Source organism: Pseudomonas sp. KBS0710 (assembly GCF_005938045.2).
GTDB lineage: Bacteria > Pseudomonadota > Gammaproteobacteria > Pseudomonadales > Pseudomonadaceae > Aquipseudomonas.
On sequence record NZ_VCCF02000001.1, the window covers coordinates 6,340,929 to 6,359,622 of the forward strand.

Genomic DNA, 18,694 nt, shown 5'->3' on the forward strand with positions numbered 1-18,694 from the left:
TCGATATTGCTGGGATGGACCGCAGCAGCGGCGGGATGTTTCAAGGCGCCGGCCAAAAGCCTGATAGAACCTTTCGGCGCGCCTCGGTTCATAGCCGGTGAGTGCGATATTGCAGTTATAGTGCTAAAACTCTAATTTCTATTTAAAACAACAAAAGGAATCCATGATGACGGCCGCTTTCTGGTGTGTGTTGATCGCAATTTTCCTGCCTTACCTGTGTACGGGGGTGGCCAAGTTCAGCGGCGGCAAGTTCGGCCCGCGGCACAACCACGACCCGCGTGCCTTCCTGGATACCGTCGAAGGCGTAGCCAAGCGCGCCCATAATGCCCAACTCAACAGCTTTGAAGTGACGCCTGCATTTGCCGCGGCGGTGATCATCGCGCACCTGGCCGGTACGGCGTCGCTGGTGACTATCAATGTGCTGGCGGTGCTGTTTATCACCAGCCGGTTGCTGTACATCATTTGCTACCTGGCCGACTGGGCGATGCTGCGTTCACTGGTATGGGCGGTGGGGATGGCGTTGATTGCGAGTTTCTTTTTTGTGTCCATCTAAAGCCTTGACGTGATCCCCTGTGGGAGCTGGCTCCCACATGTGATCTTCAGCGTTATTCAGGTGCCCGCTGGCGCATCCGGCACATGCGGCAACGCCACGCCCTTGGGCCACAACATCCAGATCTGCCCCTGCTGCTTCATATTCCCCGCCAACTCACCCGCCGCATCACCGGTGCCCCAGAACAAGTCCGCGCGCACTTCACCGGTGATCGCGCCGCCAGTGTCCTGTGCGGCAACGGGCCGTGCGATGGGCGAACCATCGGGTTGGGTGGTCGACAGCCACAGCAGGCTGCCCAGCGGAATCACCTTGCGGTCCACCGCCACGCTGTAACCCGCCGTCAGCGGCACGTTCAGTGAACCACGCGGGCCTTCGTTGCTGTCCGGGCGGGCGCTGAAAAACACGTAGCTGGGGTTGCTCGCCAACAGTTGCGGAATGCGCTCTGGGTTGGCCTTGGCCCAGGCGCTGATGGCGCCCATGGTCACGTCTTCTTTTTTCAGCTCGCCTTGCTCCACCAGCCAGCGGCCGATGGGGCGGTAGGGGTAGCCATTCTGGTCGCCATAACCGACGCGCAGTTGGCGCCCACCGGCCAGTTGAATACGCCCGGAGCCCTGGATCTGCAGGAACTGCAGGTCCATCGGGTTGGTCAGCCAGGCAATCGGCTTGGCGGTGGAACCCTGGCCGTTGATGGTGCTGGCATCGTCATACGGCTTGAGCACGCGGCCCTCGAGGCGGCCGCGCAGGCGCTTGCCTTTGAGTTCCGGGTAGATGCTTTCCAGGTTGACGATGATCAGGTCATCCGGCACGCCGTACACCGGCACATGGGCAGTGGCGGTTTCGGTCAGGCTGCCGGGGTAGACCGGCTCGTAGTAGCCGGTGATCAGGCCATTGGGTGTGTTGTCGGCCGAGCGCAGGCCGAACACATCCAGGCGCTCCTTGAGAAAACCGCGCACGGCAACAGCATCGCCCGGTACGGTGGCGGCAGCGGCACAGGTTGCGCCCCAGACTGGATCAGCCTTGAGGCGCTGGCAGGCACTGCGCCAGGATTCAAACCCGGCCAGCAGGTCGCCGTCGGACACCGCCGGCAGCGCTTCCCACGGAGCACTGACATAGGTGGCGACGGCATGGGGCTTGGCCGCTTCTTCTTTTTTGCCAGCGTCTTTGCCGCCATCACAACCGGCCAACAGTGCAACCATCGGCAGAGCCCACACCATTCGGCGGCTCCAGCGTTTCAAGGTGATATTCATGCACGTAATTCCTGAAGCGGTTGCCTGCGCCGCAGCGCATTCAGGCAACCCTTATTATTAATAGGGCTATTGGTCTTTGCGGGCGGGGCGAGGATACTGGCCGCCGTTTCCCGTGACCTTGAAGCCATCATGACTTTTAAAAAACTGACCGTGGTATTGCTGGCCTGCCTGACCTTGTCCGCCTGCGGCGGTGTCGACCCGAATTCGCCTCTGGGCCAACGCAAGGCCATCTTCAAGCAGATGCTCAAGACCGGCGAAGACCTGGGCGGCATGCTGCGCGGGCGTATCCCGTTCGACGGCGCGAAGTTCGCCGAAGGCGCGGTCAAGCTCGATGCGCTGTCCCACGAACCGTGGAAGCATTTCCCGAGTGTGCGCGAGGAAGATCACACCAGCGCCAAGGACACGGTGTGGCAACAGCAGGCACGCTTCCAGGAGTTGGCCCGAAACCTTGAAGCGGCCACCGGTGAATTGGTGGTCGCAAGCCAGGTGCAGCCCTACAAGGCCAGCAACCTGGGGCCTGCGGTGCAGAAAGTCGAAGATGCCTGCACGGCCTGCCATAAACAGTTTCGCGACCACTGACCGGTTTTATTTGTCGAGTTCTTCGACGGCGTCTTGCAGTTCCTTGCGCGACTGAGCGAGCTTGTCTTTGCGTTTGTTGATCTTGTCGGCATCGCCTTTTTTCATCGCCTTGTCGAGGTCGGCCTGACGGCGGCTGACTTCGTGCTTGGCGTCGAGCACCTTGTTCTCGCGTTCTTTGCGCAATGACGCATCGGTGCAGTTGGCGGTGACTTCACTCAGGGCTTTTTCCAGGCCGGCTTGTTGTGCGCTGTTGCCATGGGCCTTGGCTTGTTCGATTTGTGCGCTGATAGCCTGGCGCTTGGCGGCGCAGCCAGTGAGTTCCGGCACTTCTTCGGCGGCCAGCAGCGGCATGCTCGCCAAGCTTACGGTGGTCAACAAGGCAAGTGGGGCTAGAAATTTCATGTGAGGCTCCAAGGTCGCAATAAGATGGCAGGGTGAATTCTGCCGGGTTAAAAGGTAGCTCGGTTGGGCTTAAAACCCGTCAATTCCGGCCACACGTAATGTTTCAGCTAACGCTTGTACTTGCGGGTCGCGAAAAAAAGCGCTCAATTGCGCCGCGCGGCCCGGGCCAATGCCATCGGTAGTCAGCCAGGCTTGAGTGTCTTTGGCGGCCAGGGCCTGCCAGCCTCCCTCCAGATCGCTACGTGCCGAAGGCGGTACGCCCAGGGCCTTGAGCCATTGTGCAAAGGGCCGTTGTCGCGCGCTTTGCAGGCTGTCGAGCACCCGGGCACGGCGGCGATCTCCGAAGCCGTCAATGTTAGCAAGCTCTGCCGCATCCAGGGTTAACCAATCGAGAATGCCTGCGATTAGACCGGCCTGGATCAATGTGTTCCACGTTTCGCGGCCCATATAGGGCAAGGCCAGTCCTTGGTTGCTGCTCAGCCAGGTCAGGCGCGCGAGCAATTGCTCCTCGCAGCCGGGGTCCAGTTGCCAGCAACTCAAGGCATGGAAGTTGCGCGCATCGGGCACTTGCACCGCCACCCTGGTCTCGTTGCGCAGGATCACTTGCTCCAATCGCGGAATCACTTGCCCGGCAAGGCTGATGGAGACCTGATCGCCGGGACGGATGTCCAGCGCATGCCAGTGCTTCAAGGAGCCGACGCTGACGCGGCGGATTTGCCGATCGTCCAGCCGCACCGGCTCCAGTTCCAGAATAGGGGTGATACGCCCCGTGCGGCCGATCTTGAACTGCACCTTGCGCACCAGCGCCAACGCCTTGGTTACCGGGTACTTCCAGGCCACCGCCCAGTAAGGCGCGCTGGCTTGCCAGCGGTTGGCGGGCGCGTGCAGGGCCTGGTGCAATACCACGCCATCGCTGGCAAAGGGCAGCGGATGGTTGTACCAGTAACGGCGCCAGTGCGCGGCTTCAGTGAGGTTTTGCACGGGGTGGCTGTAGCGACGGCTATCGGTGAAGCCCCAGCGCGCCAGGGTGGCCAGGCGCGTGCTGAAGTCTGCCGGGCCGTCGGGCCAGGCCCACACAAACAGCCCGATCCTGGAGGCCTCGGCCTCACTTAACTGTCGGCGATTCATCAGCCCGGCCACTTTGCTGCGAGCACTGAGCCCGCCGTGTTCGGACTGCACATGATCGTCAAGGCGCCAATAGAGTTCGCCTTGCAGCACCAGGTCGATGGGCTCGGGCAGTTGCTGGACAATGCCCTGGATCTTGCGCGCGGCGGCTGTCCAATCCTGACCGAGCACGCCGTCGCCACGGCTGATGAGCTGGCTCAGGCGGCCTTTGCGATACACCAGCGTCACCGCAACGCCGTCGACCTTGGGTTGCACCCAGACGCCCTGGCGTGTCTTGAGCCATTCACCCACGGCCTGTTCATCCACCAGCTTTTCCAGGCCGGTATGAGCGACTGGATGGGGCTGTGTGCCGCGCGCACCTGCCAGCGGGTTGTCCGCTGTCGACTGTGTTTGCGCAAAACACGCCTGCCACCGCGCCAGGCGCTGTCGGGCCTGGTCGTATAGCTCGTCGCTGACCGGGGACTGACCGAGCCGGTGGTAACTGTCATCCCACAGCTTGATCTGTTCAGCCAGGGTGCCGACCTGTGAGCGGGCCTCTTCGGGGCAGTCTTCGGCCCAGGCCAGAAACGCCAGGGCGCTGAGTACAAGGGCAATCAGTAAACGCATGATGAGCATCCTTGCTCGGAAGGGATGCCCAGCCTAAGTGATCCCGGCGGCCACAAAAAAGCCCCGGCAGGGCGGGGCTTTTTACTGGGTGTTTCCAGTTACCTGAACAGGCCGCCCAAGGCCTTCACGGCACCGTTCTTTTCCATCTTGGTGTCCTGTATTTGTTGCTTGGCATCGACCTTGGCTCGGGATTCAGCCAGTTTGTTACAACCTTTGTTGAGCTGCTCCTGTGCCGCTTTAAAAGCACAGGCAATAAAAAGCCCCGCCGGGCGAACCCGGCGGGGCTTTTGGCGCAACGTGTGCTTACAGGCCGGCGGCCGTGCGCAAGTCGTTGGCGCGGTCGGTTTTTTCCCAGGTGAAGGTGGTGAAGGTGTCGTCGCCGACAGTCTTCTGCGCAGGGGTACGACCGAAGTGGCCGTAGGCTGCGGTGTCCTGGTACATCGGGTGCAGCAGGTCGAGCATCGTGGTGATGGCGTACGGGCGCAGGTCGAAGATCTCACGCACCAGCTTGACGATCTTGTCATCGCTGATCTTGCCGGTGCCGAAGGTATTCAGCGAGATCGACGTAGGCTGGGCCACACCGATAGCGTAGGAAACCTGGATCTCGCAACGCTCGGCCAGGCCGGCCGCGACGATGTTCTTGGCCACATAACGACCGGCGTAGGCCGCCGAGCGGTCAACCTTGGATGGGTCTTTACCCGAGAACGCGCCACCGCCGTGACGGGCCATGCCGCCGTAGCTGTCGACGATGATCTTGCGACCGGTCAGGCCACAGTCGCCCACCGGGCCGCCGATGATGAACTGGCCAGTCGGGTTGATGTGGAACTGGGTGTCTTTGGTCAGCAGCTCGGCAGGCAGCACGTGCTTGACGATCAGTTCCATCACGCCTTCACGCAGGTCGGCGTAGGACACGTCCGGGTTGTGCTGGGTCGACAGTACAACGGCGTCGATACCCACCACTTTGCCGCCTTCGTAACGGCAGGTCACCTGGGACTTGGCGTCCGGGCGCAGCCACGGCAGCACGCCGGATTTACGTGCTTCGGCCTGGCGCTGTACCAACTGGTGCGAGAAGGTGATCGGTGCCGGCATCAGTACGTCGGTTTCGTTGCTGGCGTAGCCGAACATCAGGCCCTGGTCGCCGGCGCCCTGATCTTCTGGCTTGGCGCGGTCCACACCCTGGTTGATGTCGGGGGACTGCTTGCCGATGATGTTCATCACGCCGCAGGTCGCGCCGTCGAAGCCGACGTCGGAGCTGTTGTAGCCAATGTCGGTGATCACATCACGAACGATCTGCTCCAGGTCGACCCAGGCGGTGGTGGTGACTTCACCGGCGATGATCGCCACGCCCGTTTTCACCAGCGTCTCGCACGCCACGCGGGCGAACTTGTCTTCAGCAATGATGGCGTCCAGCACCGCGTCAGAAATCTGGTCGGCGATTTTGTCCGGATGCCCTTCAGACACGGACTCGGAGGTGAAAAGGGAGTATTCGCTCATCTCGATGTTTTCCTGATATTTACCGATGGTGAGTGTCGCCAGTCGGTCGCTGAAAGTGGCGGACCTGGATCTGGAAACCATTACGTAAACCTACATAGAGGCTTTCCCCGGGAACGAGTCCCGCAGCGGTGGCCCAACGGGCCAGATCGTCCTGTTCAAAACCCAACCAGAGATCACCGCAGGCCTCCTTGGCCCAATTCTGGTTGTGGCTGCATAAATCTGTGACCAGCAGGCTGCCGCCCGGTTGCAGCAAATTGGCCATCTGCTTGAGGGCTTCGGCGGGGGCGGCGAAATGGTGCAGGACCATGTTCAGCACCACGCAATCGGCCCGCAGGCTGGTGTCGTTCAACGCGTCGGCCAACTGCAGGCTGACGTTGCCCAGCGCTTCGCGCTCGCACAGCTGGCGCGCCAGTTCAAGCATCGCCGGGCTGTTGTCCAGCGCCGTCACCTGCTTGAAGCGGTGGGCCAGTTCCGGCAGAAAGCCACCGTCGCCGGGGCCGACTTCCAGTGCTGTCGCCTCATCACTGAAGCTCAGCTTGTCCAACAGCGCCAGTACGCTTTCGCGGTATTGGGGCAAACCGGCGATCAGGTCCTGCTGGGCGCGAAACTTCTCGGCCACCCGTGAGAAAAAGTCCTGGCTGGCGGCGGCGCGTTGCCCGTGCACCTGGCTGATGCGCGACTGCACGTCGCTGGGCAGGCCCAAGCTGTCTACCTCGTCGAGCAGGGCGGCGTGCAGCTTGCCGCCGAGCAGCTCGGTGTGGGGCAGGGCGCGGCGATAAAAAATCGCATTGCCTTCGCGGCGCGTAGCCACCAGCTCGGCCTGGGCCAGCACCTTGAGGTGGTGGCTCATGCCGGATTGGCCGATGGCGAAGATCTGCGCCAGTTCCAGCACCCCAAAAGAGTCGTTGGCCAGTGCGCGCAATACGTTCAAGCGCAACGGATCACCAGCGGCCTTGCATAAGGCAGCCAGCTCATCGCCGTCGTCGGGACGCAGGGAGGGCACGGGTAGGTTCATAAGGCCAGCAGTCTAGTGACGGGTGGAAATCCCTGCAAGGCCAATATCAAAAAGTTTTGATATTGGTCGATAATCGGTAGTTATAAGCAGCCGCTATAACCTTTAGACGAACCGGTGGGCTGTTTCTGCAAGCCAATGCCGGGTAAACCGCAGGAAAAACACCTTCAAGTGACTATCTGTCATTGCCCGCAGGCGGTGGCTGAGGGAAAATGCCGGTCCTTTTTTCCGTTTCTTCTACTCAAACCCCAGGAGATCAGCGATGCCCAGCCGTCGTGAGCGTGCCAACGCCATTCGTGCCCTCAGCATGGATGCCGTGCAAAAAGCCAACAGCGGCCATCCCGGTGCCCCGATGGGCATGGCGGATATCGCCGAGGTACTTTGGCGTGACTACCTGAAACACAACCCGAGCAACCCGTCGTTCGCCGACCGTGACCGCTTCGTGCTGTCCAACGGCCACGGCTCGATGCTGATCTATTCGCTGCTGCACCTGACCGGCTACGACGTCACCATCGATGACCTCAAGAGCTTCCGCCAGCTGCACAGCCGCACGCCGGGCCACCCGGAATTCGGCTACACCCCGGGCGTCGAGACCACCACTGGCCCGCTGGGCCAAGGCCTGGCCAACGCCGTGGGTTTTGCCCTGGCTGAAAAAGTACTGGGCGCGCAGTTCAACCGCCCTGGCCACAACATTGTCGACCACCACACCTATGTGTTCCTGGGTGATGGCTGCATGATGGAAGGTATTTCCCACGAAGTCGCTTCCCTGGCCGGTACTCTGGGCCTGGGCAAGCTGATTGCCTTCTACGATGACAACGGCATCTCCATCGACGGCGAAGTCGAAGGCTGGTTCACCGACGACACGCCAAAGCGCTTCGAAGCCTACAACTGGCAGGTGATCCGCAATGTTGACGGCCACGATCCGGAAGAGATCAAGACCGCCATCGACACCGCCCGCAAGAGCGAGCAGCCGACCCTGATCTGCTGCAAGACCATCATCGGTTTCGGCTCGCCGAACAAGCAAGGTAAAGAAGACTGCCACGGCGCCCCACTGGGTGACGCGGAAATCGCCTTGGCTCGCGAAGCGCTGAAGTGGAACCACGGCCCGTTCGAAATCCCGGCTGACATCTACGCCGAGTGGAGCGCCAAGGAAAAAGGCCTGGCCGCCGAAGCCGAGTGGGACCAGCGTTTTGCTGCCTACTCCGCCGAATTCCCGGAATTGGCCAACGAGCTGGTACGCCGCCTCGCCGGTGACCTGCCTGCCGACTTCTCGGAAAAAGCCTCGGCCTACATCGCCGAAGTCGCGGCCAAGGGCGAGACCATCGCCAGCCGTAAAGCCAGCCAGAACACCCTGAATGCCTTTGGCCCATTGCTGCCTGAGATCCTCGGAGGTTCGGCTGACCTGGCCGGTTCCAACCTGACCCTGTGGAAAGGTTGCAAAGGTGTGTCGGCCGAAGACGCCAGCGGCAACTACATGTACTACGGCGTGCGCGAGTTCGGCATGAGCGCCATCATGAACGGCGTGTCCCTGCACGGCGGCCTGGTGCCTTACGGCGCGACCTTCCTGATGTTCATGGAATACGCGCGTAACGCGGTACGTATGGCCGCGCTGATGAAGAAGCGTGTGATCCATGTGTACACCCACGACTCCATCGGCCTGGGCGAAGACGGCCCGACGCACCAGCCGGTCGAGCAACTGACCAGCCTGCGCACCACGCCGAACCTGGATTGCTGGCGCCCAGCCGACGCGGTGGAATCCGCGGTGGCCTGGAAGCACGCTATCGAGCGCAAAGACGGCCCTTCGGCGCTGATCTTCTCGCGTCAGAACCTGCAACACCAAGTGCGTACCGACGCGCAGATCGCCAACATCAGCCGTGGCGGTTATGTGCTCAAAGACTGCATCGGCGAGCCGGAACTGATCCTGATCTCCACCGGTTCCGAAGTCGGCCTGACGGTTCAGGCCTACGACAAGCTGACCGCCCAGGGCCGTAACGTGCGCGTTGTGTCCATGCCGTGCACCAGCCTGTTCGAAGCCCAGGACGCGGACTACAAGCAGTCGGTTCTGCCGTTGCAGGTCAGCGCGCGTATCGCCATCGAAGCGGCGCACGCCGACTACTGGTACAAGTACGTGGGCCTGGAAGGCCGCGTGATCGGCATGACCACCTACGGTGAGTCGGCGCCGGCGCCAGCCTTGTTCGAAGAGTTCGGCTTCACCCTGGAAAACATCCTGGGTCAGGCTGAAGAGCTGCTGGAAGACTAAGGCTGTAGATTGAGGTGGCTGTGCCGGCCTCTTCGCGAGCAAGCCCGCTCCCACACTTGAATGGGTTCACACAGTTGCAATTGTGAACCCGGTCAAATGTGGGAGCGGGCTTGCTCGCGAAGGCGGCGGCACATTCACCCCTTCACCCAAGTTGATCGAGAACCCCATGCCTCAACCGCGTCCCTACAAAGTTGCACTCAACGGCTACGGCCGCATTGGTCGTTGCGTCTTGCGTGCTCTGTTCGAGCGAGGGGCGGCGGCCGGGTTTGAAATTGTGGCGATCAACGATTTGGCCGACATGGCCAGCATCGAATACCTGACACGCTTTGACTCCACTCACGGCCGCTTCCCCGGCGAAGTGCGGGTCGAGGGCGATTGTCTGCATATTAATGGCAACTGCGTGCAGGTCTTGCGCAGTGCCACTCCCGAAGGCATCGACTGGAAAGCACTGGGCGTTGACCTGGTGCTGGAGTGTTCCGGTGTCTATCACACCCGTGCCGATGGCCAGCGTTTTCTCGACGCCGGCGCACCGCGTGTGTTGTTTTCCCAGCCGATGGCCAGCGAGGCGGATGTGGACGCCACCATCGTCTACGGCATCAACCAGGATTGCCTGACCGGCGATGAGCTGCTGGTGTCCAACGCCTCCTGCACCACCAACTGCAGCGTGCCACTCTTGCGCCTGCTGGATCAGGCGATCGGCATCGATTATGTGTCGATCACCACGATTCACTCGGCGATGAACGACCAGCCGGTGATCGACGCCTATCATCATGAAGACCTGCGCCGCACGCGCTCGGCGTTCCAGTCAGTGATTCCGGTGTCTACCGGCCTGGCCCGTGGCATCGAGCGACTGTTGCCGGAACTTGCCGGGCGAATCCAGGCCAAAGCCGTACGGGTGCCGACGGTGAACGTGTCTTGCCTGGACATCACCATGCAAACCGTCAGCGACACTGACGCGACGGAGGTCAACCGGATCCTGCGCGACGCCGCCACCAGCGGCCCGCTCAAAGGCCTTTTGGCCTACACCGAGTTGCCGCACGCCAGTTGTGATTTCAACCATGACCCGCATTCGGCGATTGTCGATGCCAGCCAGACCCGTGTTTCCGGCCCCAGACTGGTGAACATCCTGGCCTGGTTCGACAACGAATGGGGCTTTGCCAACCGCATGCTGGATGTTGCAGGGCACTATCTGCACATCGCTACCAAACAACCTCAACAGTAATTCAGGAACTGCGACCCATGACCGTGTTGAAGATGACCGACCTCGATCTGCAAGGTAAGCGCGTACTGATTCGCGAAGACCTCAACGTCCCAGTCAAGGACGGTGTTGTCACCAGCGATGCGCGAATCCTGGCCTCGCTGCCGACCATCAAGCTGGCCCTGGAAAAAGGCGCGGCCGTGATGGTCTGCTCCCACCTGGGTCGCCCGACCGAAGGTGAGTTCAGCGCCGAAAACAGCCTCAAGCCTGTAGCCGAGTACCTGAGCAAGGCCCTGGGCCGTAACGTGCCGCTGGTAGCCGATTACCTGGGCGGCGTCGACGTGAAACCTGGCGATATCGTGCTGTTCGAAAACGTGCGCTTCAACAAAGGCGAGAAAAAGAACAGCGACGAACTGGCCCAGCAATACGCGGCCCTGTGCGACGTGTTCGTGATGGACGCTTTCGGCACTGCGCACCGCGCCGAAGGCTCGACCCACGGCGTGGCCAAGTTCGCTAAAGTTGCGGCGGCTGGCCCGTTGCTGGCGGCAGAGCTGGATGCATTGGGCAAGGCGCTGGGTGCTCCGGCACAACCGATGGCTGCAATCGTGGCCGGCTCCAAAGTGTCGACCAAGCTGGACGTGCTCAACAGTCTGAGCACCATCTGCAACCAACTGATCGTTGGCGGCGGCATCGCCAACACCTTCCTGGCCGCAGCCGGGCACCCGGTGGGCAAGTCGCTGTACGAGCCAGACCTGCTCGACACGGCCCGCGCCATTGCCGCCAAAGTCAGCGTGCCGCTGCCGGTGGACGTGGTAGTTGCCAAGGAATTCGCCGAAAGCGCCGAAGCCACCGTCAAGCTCATTGCTGACGTGGCGGCTGACGACATGATTCTGGATATCGGCCCACAAACCGCGGCTAACTTTGCGCAACTGCTGAAAGCCTCCCAGACCATTCTGTGGAACGGCCCGGTCGGTGTGTTTGAGTTCGACCAGTTCGGCAACGGCACCAAAGTGCTGGCCAAGGCGATTGCCGAAAGCTCGGCATTCTCCATCGCCGGCGGTGGTGACACCCTGGCCGCCATCGATAAATATGGCGTTGCTGACCAGATCTCCTACATTTCTACCGGTGGCGGCGCATTCCTCGAATTCGTCGAAGGCAAAGTGTTGCCGGCCGTTGAAGTGCTGGAAACCCGAGCCAAAGGTTAAGGCTCGTGATCCGGAAAAGGAGCATTCCCATGATCAAGTCGTTGGCACTGGTGATCGCAGCGGGCCTGTTGGCCGGCTGCGGCAGCACGCCAAGCGCTGCGCCCGAGGCGCAAGCGCCTGGGGCTGCGCCGAAAAAAAGCTGCTACCAGGCCGACTGGCAAGCCGAAACCATGCCGGTGATCAACAAGCGCATCGGCAACGAACGGCTGGAACAATACGACGCCGCGCCCAACGGTCAGGAACAGGGTTGCCCATGACGGGTCTGATCAACTAACCGACAGCAGTGGCGGCCCTGGGGGCCGTCGTTCGAGGAGTGGCAATGAAAGGCGTTTTCGCCCTGGCAGCCCTGGCCTTGTTGGCCGGTTGCAGCAGCATGAACATGTTCAACAAGGCCGCAGAACCGGCAGACAAATGGACCACATGGACCTGCGACAGCAAGGCCGAGGTCAACTGGCGCTTTACCAACCCGGCTCGCTCCGAGGTAGATGTACGCCTTGGCGGTTCGGACCAGGTTTATCGCCTTAAACAAGAGGTTGCCGCCTCGGGCGTGCTGTACAGCGACGGCCAATTGGCGTTTCACACAAAAGGTGAGGAAGGCCTGGTTTACTGGGTTGCCACCGATGATTTAATTGGGCGCGGCTGTAAGGCCCAGTAAGAACACGATCTCAAGATAAATGAGATCAAAATGTGGGAGCTGGCTTGCCTGCGATTGCGGTGGGTCAGCAAAACAGATGTTGTCTGATCTGCCCCCATCGCAGGCAAGCCAGCTCCCACATTGATCCGGTTCCAAAGTCACTCATGTGTAAACCGGACACTGCAATAACGATTCAGCAGCTCAAGCTTAACCCCTTGATCTGCAATAACTTGAATAGCAGCCGCCGCTACGGCAGGCTTGCACGATTAACGACCCTCGACCGGGAGAGACAACACAATGGCACTTATCAGCATGCGTCAAATGCTGGACCACGCAGCCGAGTTCGGCTACGGCGTCCCAGCCTTTAACGTCAACAACCTTGAGCAGATGCGCGCCATCATGGAAGCCGCTGACAAGACCGACTCCCCCGTGATCGTCCAGGCTTCGGCCGGTGCGCGCAAATACGCTGGCGCCCCGTTCCTGCGTCACCTGATCCTCGCCGCTATCGAAGAATTCCCGCACATCCCGGTGTGCATGCACCAGGACCACGGCACCAGCCCTGACGTGTGCCAGCGCTCCATTCAGCTGGGCTTCAGCTCGGTGATGATGGACGGCTCCCTGGGCGAAGACGGCAAGACCCCAACCGACTACGAGTACAACGTACGCGTGACCCAGCAAACCGTGGCCATGGCTCACGCCTGTGGTGTTTCGGTTGAAGGCGAGCTGGGCTGCCTGGGTTCCCTGGAAACCGGTATGGCCGGCGAAGAAGACGGCATCGGCGCCGAAGGCGTGCTGGATCACAGCCAGATGCTGACCGACCCGGAAGAAGCCGCTGACTTCGTGAAAAAGACCCAAGTTGACGCCCTGGCCATCGCCATCGGCACCAGCCACGGCGCCTATAAGTTCACCAAGCCACCGACCGGCGACGTGCTGGCCATCGACCGCATCAAGGAAATCCACAAGCGCATCCCTAACACCCACCTGGTGATGCACGGTTCTTCCTCGGTACCGCAAGAGTGGCTGGCGATCATCAACCAGTACGGCGGCGACATCAAAGAAACCTACGGCGTGCCGGTTGAAGAAATCGTCGAAGGCATCAAGTACGGCGTGCGCAAGGTCAACATCGACACCGACCTGCGTTTGGCATCCACCGGCGCAATGCGTCGCCTGATGGCCACCAACCCGAGCGAATTTGACCCCCGTAAATTCTTCGGCGCCACCGTAACGGCCATGCGTGATGTGTGTATCGCTCGCTACGAAGCGTTTGGTACTGCCGGTAATGCTTCGAAGATCAAACCGATCTCGTTGGAAGCCATGTACCAGCGTTACCTCAAAGGTGAATTGAACGCCAAGGTGAACTAAGCGTTAGTATGTTACCTATATTGAAAAAACCCGCTACCACGCGGGTTTTTTCATAGTGATCTGCAGGTAGGTTTCGATTGTTTAAAAGGCCCAGAGCTTAGTTGGATTTTGTGAGCTCCATAGTCCCGGCAGAGTTATTAACCCAAAAATTTCCGGTAAGTTTTTGGAAGGGTGTGCTCTCGGTTACTACATTTGAAACCAGTGAAAACCTATAGGCTATCTTTGCTCCGGGTGCGCCTTCCAAGATGAAGCTCGCAGGTCCGCCTTTTTCAGCGTTGGCGAATTTATATGTTCCTGTCAGCGAATAAGCATCTTTGCCGTCATGAAAGTCAGCCGTTATAGCTCCACTGCTGCTGTTAGCCGTGGTAATAGTTAGTTGTTTGGACCCCGTGGCGCTTCCTCCGATATAGGTACCCATTGGGTTAGGCATTGTCATGGCTTCGTTCCTCGTATGGTGGTGACTGCAAAAGTAATGAAAACTTAAAATAACGCGCGCTGCACTTCAGGGGACCTGTGACAATTGACAGTTATTTAGAGGATTTAGAACTAAGTATTCAGCGAAAATGACATAAGGCCAGTTGAGGGTTCGCACGTTATCGCCACACTATTCAGACCGCACTCGGCGAAGTCCGGCAGGCCGGTTTCGGTGCATGGGGTGTAGCGGCACAGTGGTAGTGGTTGGGAGGCAAAGAGATAAAAGGGCTGGGTTTATTGAAAATGGTAAGCGTGCAATCTGTAATTAAGGAGTGATTTCCAGGTTTCCAACAATAAACGACCAGCTAGGTGAGTAGGTTTTTTGGGAAGCGGGAATGCATACAGTAATCGAGAAAGTGTTAGGTGATGAGAAAGAAGCAGGCAAAGGAATTGCTGGGCTGACAAAAAGTGTTTTTTCTTCCAGTGAGCGGTTGTTGAGGTCTTTGGTGGTAACGGTGCAAGGAAACTGGCTGAGATAGTAGAAGCTGACCTTTGAAAAGGGGATGGCCGTATTGTCATCTTTCGATTTGGCTAGCGTAAATGTAATCAGAGAATCAGCGTGGCTGACAGCCGTGGGATGGTAATCCACGCACAATACGTTGCCGTCGAGTTTTCCTTTGAACTGTGCTGATGTCTGCGTCCAAAACTCCCTGGCCGCTCTAATGCTTCCTGTGTTGGCACTGTTGTAATAAATGTGAATGTTGTTGTAGGTTATATGTCTCCAGTGCATCTCGAACGTTTGCCCAATAAGATCTCCAAAGTGTTCTTTTATCCCTGGCACTACTTTGAAATTCCATGAGGTTGCTCCTGGCGGAGGGTTGACGGCAGGATCGTTGACTGATTCGGTAAAGGTGACAACCGTCGTGCCTGCGGGCAAGCCAATTAAAGTTGTGGTCCATTTCCCTCCGGAGTCTATGAGTACAGTGGGCGTTGTGGGCACCTGCACGACACCGTTAGTCATTACGCTGATAGTGAGTGTGACGCCGGGAAAACCCGTGCCGGTTAAGTCAGTGCTGCCACCTGCGACAATTCCATTTTTTGGAATATTGTTCCCTGCGCTATCTTTGATGGTTGTGATTTTTGGCGGGATAGAGCTGGGCATAATACGGGTCCTTATTGGGTGAGTAAAACCGTATCTAGCGAAGGATAGTTGCCAGCGGCGAGCTTGATTTGTGATGGGCGTTTTTATGGCCCTGGAGTTAACTCGACCTCTCCAATCATTGCAGACCACCCCAGTGTAGTAGCGGCATTAACGGGTACCGAATGTATTTCTATCGTGGCTATGCCAGGTGCGGTCAACGTGACGGGTAAAGGCGTTGTGTGGGCAATGGGCAGCGTTTTTTGATCCAGTATCTTCGAGTTGTTATCTCTCGCATACACGGTGCAATCGACGCTCGATGTATATTTAAAAGTGGCTTTGGAAAGTGGCGTACAGGTGTTGCTGTTAGGGTCACGTAAATAGAGGGTTAGAATGGCCTCGCCGCCCATGGGCGTCTCGGGGTAGTGGCTCATGCAAAAAACATTTCCCTTTGGCTCTCCTACGCCATTTTGGATCACTTGGCCAGCGGGCACGCTGTAGGCCCACACCAATCTTGAAGGCATAAAACGGCCTTTGTTGGCGCCTTGGTAATGAATGCCGATATCACGGTCAGTACACGTTCTCGAATGATTTTCAAAAAAAATGCCGTTCAAACCTTCAAAGTTTTCTAACACAGCCGACTGTGCAGGTGGTGTGACTGTAAAGCTCCATGAGACTGTTCCTGGCGGCGGTGCGGTGACTGAGTTTGTGGGGTCTTCGGTAAATGCGACGACCGTCATGCCGGCTGGTAAACCTGTCAGAGTGGCTGTCCATGTCGCATTGGCGCTTACCAGGACGCTGGCAGTTGAAGGCGTCTGCGCAGTGCCGCCCGTTGTGACACTGATATTGAGTGTTATCCCTGGAAAGCCTAAGCCGCTGAGAGTAATGCTGCCGTCTGTAACGGTGCCCTTATTGTTGGGGAGATTATTTCCCGCGGAGTCTTTAGCGGCTGTAATAGTGGGGGCGAGAGGGCTGGGCATGATGGACGTCCTTTTTAAGGTTCAGTAGGTCACGACGTTTTATTCAGGATGTTGGGACATTGATTGTTTTTTGTGGCCGATGCACCTGTGAAAAATGACAGTTTTTTAGTGTGTTTGGCTACTGTTGATATTCGAATTCCTTATGAGTGGCAGGTCCATTAGTTACATTTTTATTTGTTCGGACGCGAGCAATTTGTCATAGGCGAGACATTAAAAAGCCCGCAGCGATGCGGGCTTTTTGTCGCCGGGATCTGATCAGGCGGCGGTATCCAAGCCTCGGTGCTCGATGACGCGGAACACGTCGCTCACGTCCTGCACCAGGATACGTGCGGTATTGGCCACGTTATTCAGGTCGCGCTCGGCGAAGTCCGGCAGGCTGGAGCAGGCCATCAGGTTGAGGTGTTCGAGGGCGGCGTTGAGGCGTTCGCGCAGGCAGGCGTGGAGGTCGGGCAGTGGGGCGGCGCTGTCGATCAAGAGCACGGGTGATTCGGTGGCGGACTCGGTGCAGGGGTAGAAGCGGCGGGGCGGTAGTTGTTCAGTCATGGCAAATATTCCTCGTATCTAGAAGGACTACCGCCGATCGCTGCGAAACGAATGGGTGGTAGCTGTGTGCGGGTTCGCAGACCGAGGATACGAGGAACCCGGCAGACCCGAAGGTCTCCCACACACAGCCACCATAAAGTTAACGTCGGGCGCAGAAGCGCTCCTCGTTGCATTCATGATGCTCGGTTACACACGTATCGTTAGGGCTGCGAAACCCTGTCGCTGTTCTCAGCGACGGGGCGAACTATAAGCGGCGATCTGTCTGCCCGCAACGGTCGTGTAGGACCAACCTCGATCTCCAAATCGATGGAGATCCAATGTGGGAGTCGGGCTTGCCCGCGATGGCGGTGTGTCTGGCACTGCTGATGTTGGCTGATACACCGCCATCGCGGGCAAGCCCGGCTCCCACAGGGTTCGGTGGTGAGTTTAAATTGTTGGATTAATCCGAGAATAGTCTTTGTGTCTGTCGGAGTTTGCCTACGAATAGTGGCGACTCAAAAGTTGTTTGCAATCGGAAGTGTCCTGAAACCAGTCAGTAGATTTCCCTGTGTCTTTATAGGTTTTCTGTTTTATTTGTACGCCATTAAAAGTGCGCTTTTATCCGTCCCGAATCATTTAAGGTTGCCCTGTAAATCTATTCAATGAAGGAGAATTGATAATGGGCTTTATTAAAACTACCGGCGTGATCATGGCGTTGATGGCAGCAGGGTCTTTCGCTTACGCGGAGGGTCGAATATTTACCGCCACCATTAACGGTATTGGGCAAGTCATTGCGCAGTCGCCTAAGTGGGTGAAAACAGTAAAATGGACTGCTCAGCCTGATTATTTTTCAGAGTATAAAGTCAGATTCCTGCCCGGCGTGTTTAAAATGCCGCCACGATTCTGCACGGTGTCGGTCACCGATGTGAGCTCCAACGAACATATCTTCTATGGTCATGCCAAGTTGGGCAGTGTCCCGGCCATAAACTACGTTAACGTATTAACACTCAAAGTCGGCGATAACAAACCCGCCGGCGATTCATCGATGGGCTTTATGTTGATGTGCGTTGAATAAACCTTCTAAGAAGCCCCGCTGTTAACGGGGCTTCTTTTGCGCGCTACTCGTGATCAATGTCCAACTTGGCAAACGTCACCCGCGCGCCTTCCTTGCTGTCGCCGCTGTTGTCCTGCACGTACACCCCTGCCTTGAAGTACAGCGGTTTCGCACCCCACGCGGCGCCTATGCGCTCGTTCCATTGGCCGTCTGCGGCAGATACGTTGAGCAAGCCGGCCTTATTGAGGTTGATCACATAGGTGAAGCTCTTCTCCAATGGCACGTTACTGGCGACGGTAATCACACGCCCCTCACCATCATCCGGGCGCATGCGCACCTTGGCGACGATGTTGCCGGTCTGGGTTTTTTCCTTGAATTGGTACTCCAGTTTGATCAGCGGTTTCTGGCTGTCATACGCGTGGATCTGGCCGATGACCACTTTGCCGCTGGAGGGCACCTGGTTGACCGCCACGGTGGCGCGCAGGAAGTTGTTGGCCTCGTTGTAAGTCCAGTTGCGCAGGCGCCCATCGGCGTAGGTTTCGCGTAACTCGCTGCGTGGGTAGATGGCGTTTTCGGTGCGGGTGCCGGTCACGGGTGTCCAGAATTGCACGTTGCTGCCTTCGGCCTGGAAGTACTGGTCTTTGAAGCCGCTCAGCAGCTTGGGGGTGTCGATGGTCGTGGGCGGGGAGCCGACCGGAATGCTCAGGTTCCAGGTGGAAAGGTCGATCATGGTGTTGGCCTTTTACAGAGGGGTGAAGGCTTTAGCCCGAGGGCTGCACAGGTTCTTTATAGGCGGTGGTTGTCCGGTTGTTAAACAGTTTGTGGCAAATTATTGGCGTCAGCTAAATGCCAAAAAGCCATGTTTCCCACAGGCCGTGGGCTGTAGGGCTTGACCGTTAGTCGGCTTCCTGA

Annotated in this window: 20 protein-coding genes; 9 read left to right on the top strand and 11 right to left on the bottom strand. The window is 58.5% G+C overall.

Annotation, left to right across the window (positions count from 1 at the left end; all coding sequences use genetic code 11):
* The first annotated feature begins 166 nt into the window (after positions 1-166).
* On the top strand, positions 167-553 hold the full coding sequence (locus FFI16_RS28960) for an MAPEG family protein (protein ID WP_099488479.1): 387 nt from the start codon (positions 167-169) through the stop codon (positions 551-553).
* Between the two features lie 56 nt (positions 554-609).
* On the opposite strand, the gene FFI16_RS28965 is transcribed toward FFI16_RS28960, so the two are convergent.
* A complete protein-coding gene (locus tag FFI16_RS28965; protein WP_138813503.1) occupies positions 610-1,797 on the bottom strand; it encodes a murein transglycosylase A in 1,188 nt (395 codons plus the stop codon).
* Between the two features lie 129 nt (positions 1,798-1,926).
* On the opposite strand from FFI16_RS28965, the gene FFI16_RS28970 reads away from it, so the two are divergent.
* Positions 1,927-2,376, top strand: a complete 450-nt coding sequence (locus tag FFI16_RS28970; RefSeq protein ID WP_138813504.1) for a cytochrome c — start codon at positions 1,927-1,929, stop codon at positions 2,374-2,376.
* A gap of 6 nt (positions 2,377-2,382) precedes the next feature.
* Here FFI16_RS28970 and FFI16_RS28975 read toward each other — a convergent pair whose 3' ends face one another.
* The 5 genes from FFI16_RS28975 to FFI16_RS28995 all read right to left on the bottom strand — a co-directional run bounded on the left by FFI16_RS28975 (position 2,383) and on the right by FFI16_RS28995 (position 7,018).
* Positions 2,383-2,778 (bottom strand): DUF1090 domain-containing protein, encoded by a 396-nt coding sequence (locus FFI16_RS28975; RefSeq protein WP_138813505.1) that lies wholly within the window; start codon positions 2,776-2,778, stop codon positions 2,383-2,385.
* A 69-nt stretch (positions 2,779-2,847) separates the two neighbouring features.
* Complete coding sequence (ligB, locus tag FFI16_RS28980; RefSeq protein ID WP_138813506.1) at positions 2,848-4,509, bottom strand: NAD-dependent DNA ligase LigB; 1,662 nt, start codon at positions 4,507-4,509, stop codon at positions 2,848-2,850.
* 98 nt (positions 4,510-4,607) lie between these two features.
* A complete protein-coding gene (locus FFI16_RS28985; protein ID WP_138813507.1) occupies positions 4,608-4,805 on the bottom strand; it encodes a hypothetical protein in 198 nt (65 codons plus the stop codon).
* Positions 4,806-4,812: 7 nt separating this feature from the next.
* Complete coding sequence (metK, locus tag FFI16_RS28990) at positions 4,813-6,003, bottom strand: methionine adenosyltransferase (protein WP_056857738.1); 1,191 nt, start codon at positions 6,001-6,003, stop codon at positions 4,813-4,815.
* Positions 6,004-6,022: 19 nt separating this feature from the next.
* Entirely contained in the window at positions 6,023-7,018 is a 996-nt protein-coding gene (locus FFI16_RS28995) for a metalloregulator ArsR/SmtB family transcription factor (protein ID WP_138813508.1), read from the bottom strand.
* Positions 7,019-7,277: 259 nt separating this feature from the next.
* On the opposite strand from FFI16_RS28995, the gene tkt reads away from it, so the two are divergent.
* The 6 genes from tkt to fba all read left to right on the top strand — a co-directional run bounded on the left by tkt (position 7,278) and on the right by fba (position 13,674).
* Complete coding sequence (gene tkt / locus FFI16_RS29000; RefSeq protein WP_138453924.1) at positions 7,278-9,275, top strand: transketolase; 1,998 nt, start codon at positions 7,278-7,280, stop codon at positions 9,273-9,275.
* Between the two features lie 166 nt (positions 9,276-9,441).
* Positions 9,442-10,497, top strand: coding sequence for an erythrose-4-phosphate dehydrogenase (gene epd / locus FFI16_RS29005; protein WP_138813509.1), 1,056 nt, complete (start codon positions 9,442-9,444; stop codon positions 10,495-10,497).
* Positions 10,498-10,514: 17 nt separating this feature from the next.
* Positions 10,515-11,678: a phosphoglycerate kinase gene (locus tag FFI16_RS29010; RefSeq protein WP_138813510.1), complete on the top strand. Its 1,164-nt coding sequence runs from the start codon at positions 10,515-10,517 to the stop codon at positions 11,676-11,678.
* A gap of 29 nt (positions 11,679-11,707) precedes the next feature.
* Positions 11,708-11,935 carry a hypothetical protein gene (locus tag FFI16_RS29015; protein ID WP_056857743.1) on the top strand — a complete coding sequence of 76 codons (228 nt, stop codon included), beginning with the start codon at positions 11,708-11,710 and terminating at the stop codon, positions 11,933-11,935.
* Between the two features lie 62 nt (positions 11,936-11,997).
* Positions 11,998-12,333: an MliC family protein gene (locus FFI16_RS29020; RefSeq protein WP_138813511.1), complete on the top strand. Its 336-nt coding sequence runs from the start codon at positions 11,998-12,000 to the stop codon at positions 12,331-12,333.
* A 276-nt stretch (positions 12,334-12,609) separates the two neighbouring features.
* Positions 12,610-13,674, top strand: a complete 1,065-nt coding sequence (gene fba, locus FFI16_RS29025) for a class II fructose-bisphosphate aldolase (protein ID WP_003177554.1) — start codon at positions 12,610-12,612, stop codon at positions 13,672-13,674.
* Between the two features lie 97 nt (positions 13,675-13,771).
* On the opposite strand, the gene FFI16_RS29030 is transcribed toward fba, so the two are convergent.
* From FFI16_RS29030 to FFI16_RS29045, 4 genes are all read right to left on the bottom strand, one after another.
* On the bottom strand, positions 13,772-14,110 hold the full coding sequence (locus FFI16_RS29030) for a hypothetical protein (protein WP_138813512.1): 339 nt from the start codon (positions 14,108-14,110) through the stop codon (positions 13,772-13,774).
* Positions 14,111-14,413: 303 nt separating this feature from the next.
* Entirely contained in the window at positions 14,414-15,250 is an 837-nt protein-coding gene (locus FFI16_RS29035) for a hypothetical protein (RefSeq protein WP_138813513.1), read from the bottom strand.
* Between the two features lie 83 nt (positions 15,251-15,333).
* Positions 15,334-16,206 carry a hypothetical protein gene (locus FFI16_RS29040; RefSeq protein WP_138813514.1) on the bottom strand — a complete coding sequence of 291 codons (873 nt, stop codon included), beginning with the start codon at positions 16,204-16,206 and terminating at the stop codon, positions 15,334-15,336.
* A 255-nt stretch (positions 16,207-16,461) separates the two neighbouring features.
* Positions 16,462-16,749 carry a fructose-bisphosphate aldolase gene (locus FFI16_RS29045; protein ID WP_138813515.1) on the bottom strand — a complete coding sequence of 96 codons (288 nt, stop codon included), beginning with the start codon at positions 16,747-16,749 and terminating at the stop codon, positions 16,462-16,464.
* A gap of 658 nt (positions 16,750-17,407) precedes the next feature.
* Here FFI16_RS29045 and FFI16_RS29055 point away from each other — a divergent pair.
* Positions 17,408-17,803 (top strand): hypothetical protein, encoded by a 396-nt coding sequence (locus tag FFI16_RS29055; protein ID WP_138813517.1) that lies wholly within the window; start codon positions 17,408-17,410, stop codon positions 17,801-17,803.
* 43 nt (positions 17,804-17,846) lie between these two features.
* On the opposite strand, the gene FFI16_RS29060 is transcribed toward FFI16_RS29055, so the two are convergent.
* Positions 17,847-18,512: a polysaccharide lyase family 7 protein gene (locus FFI16_RS29060; RefSeq protein WP_138813518.1), complete on the bottom strand. Its 666-nt coding sequence runs from the start codon at positions 18,510-18,512 to the stop codon at positions 17,847-17,849.
* Between the last annotated feature and the right edge of the window lie 182 nt (positions 18,513-18,694).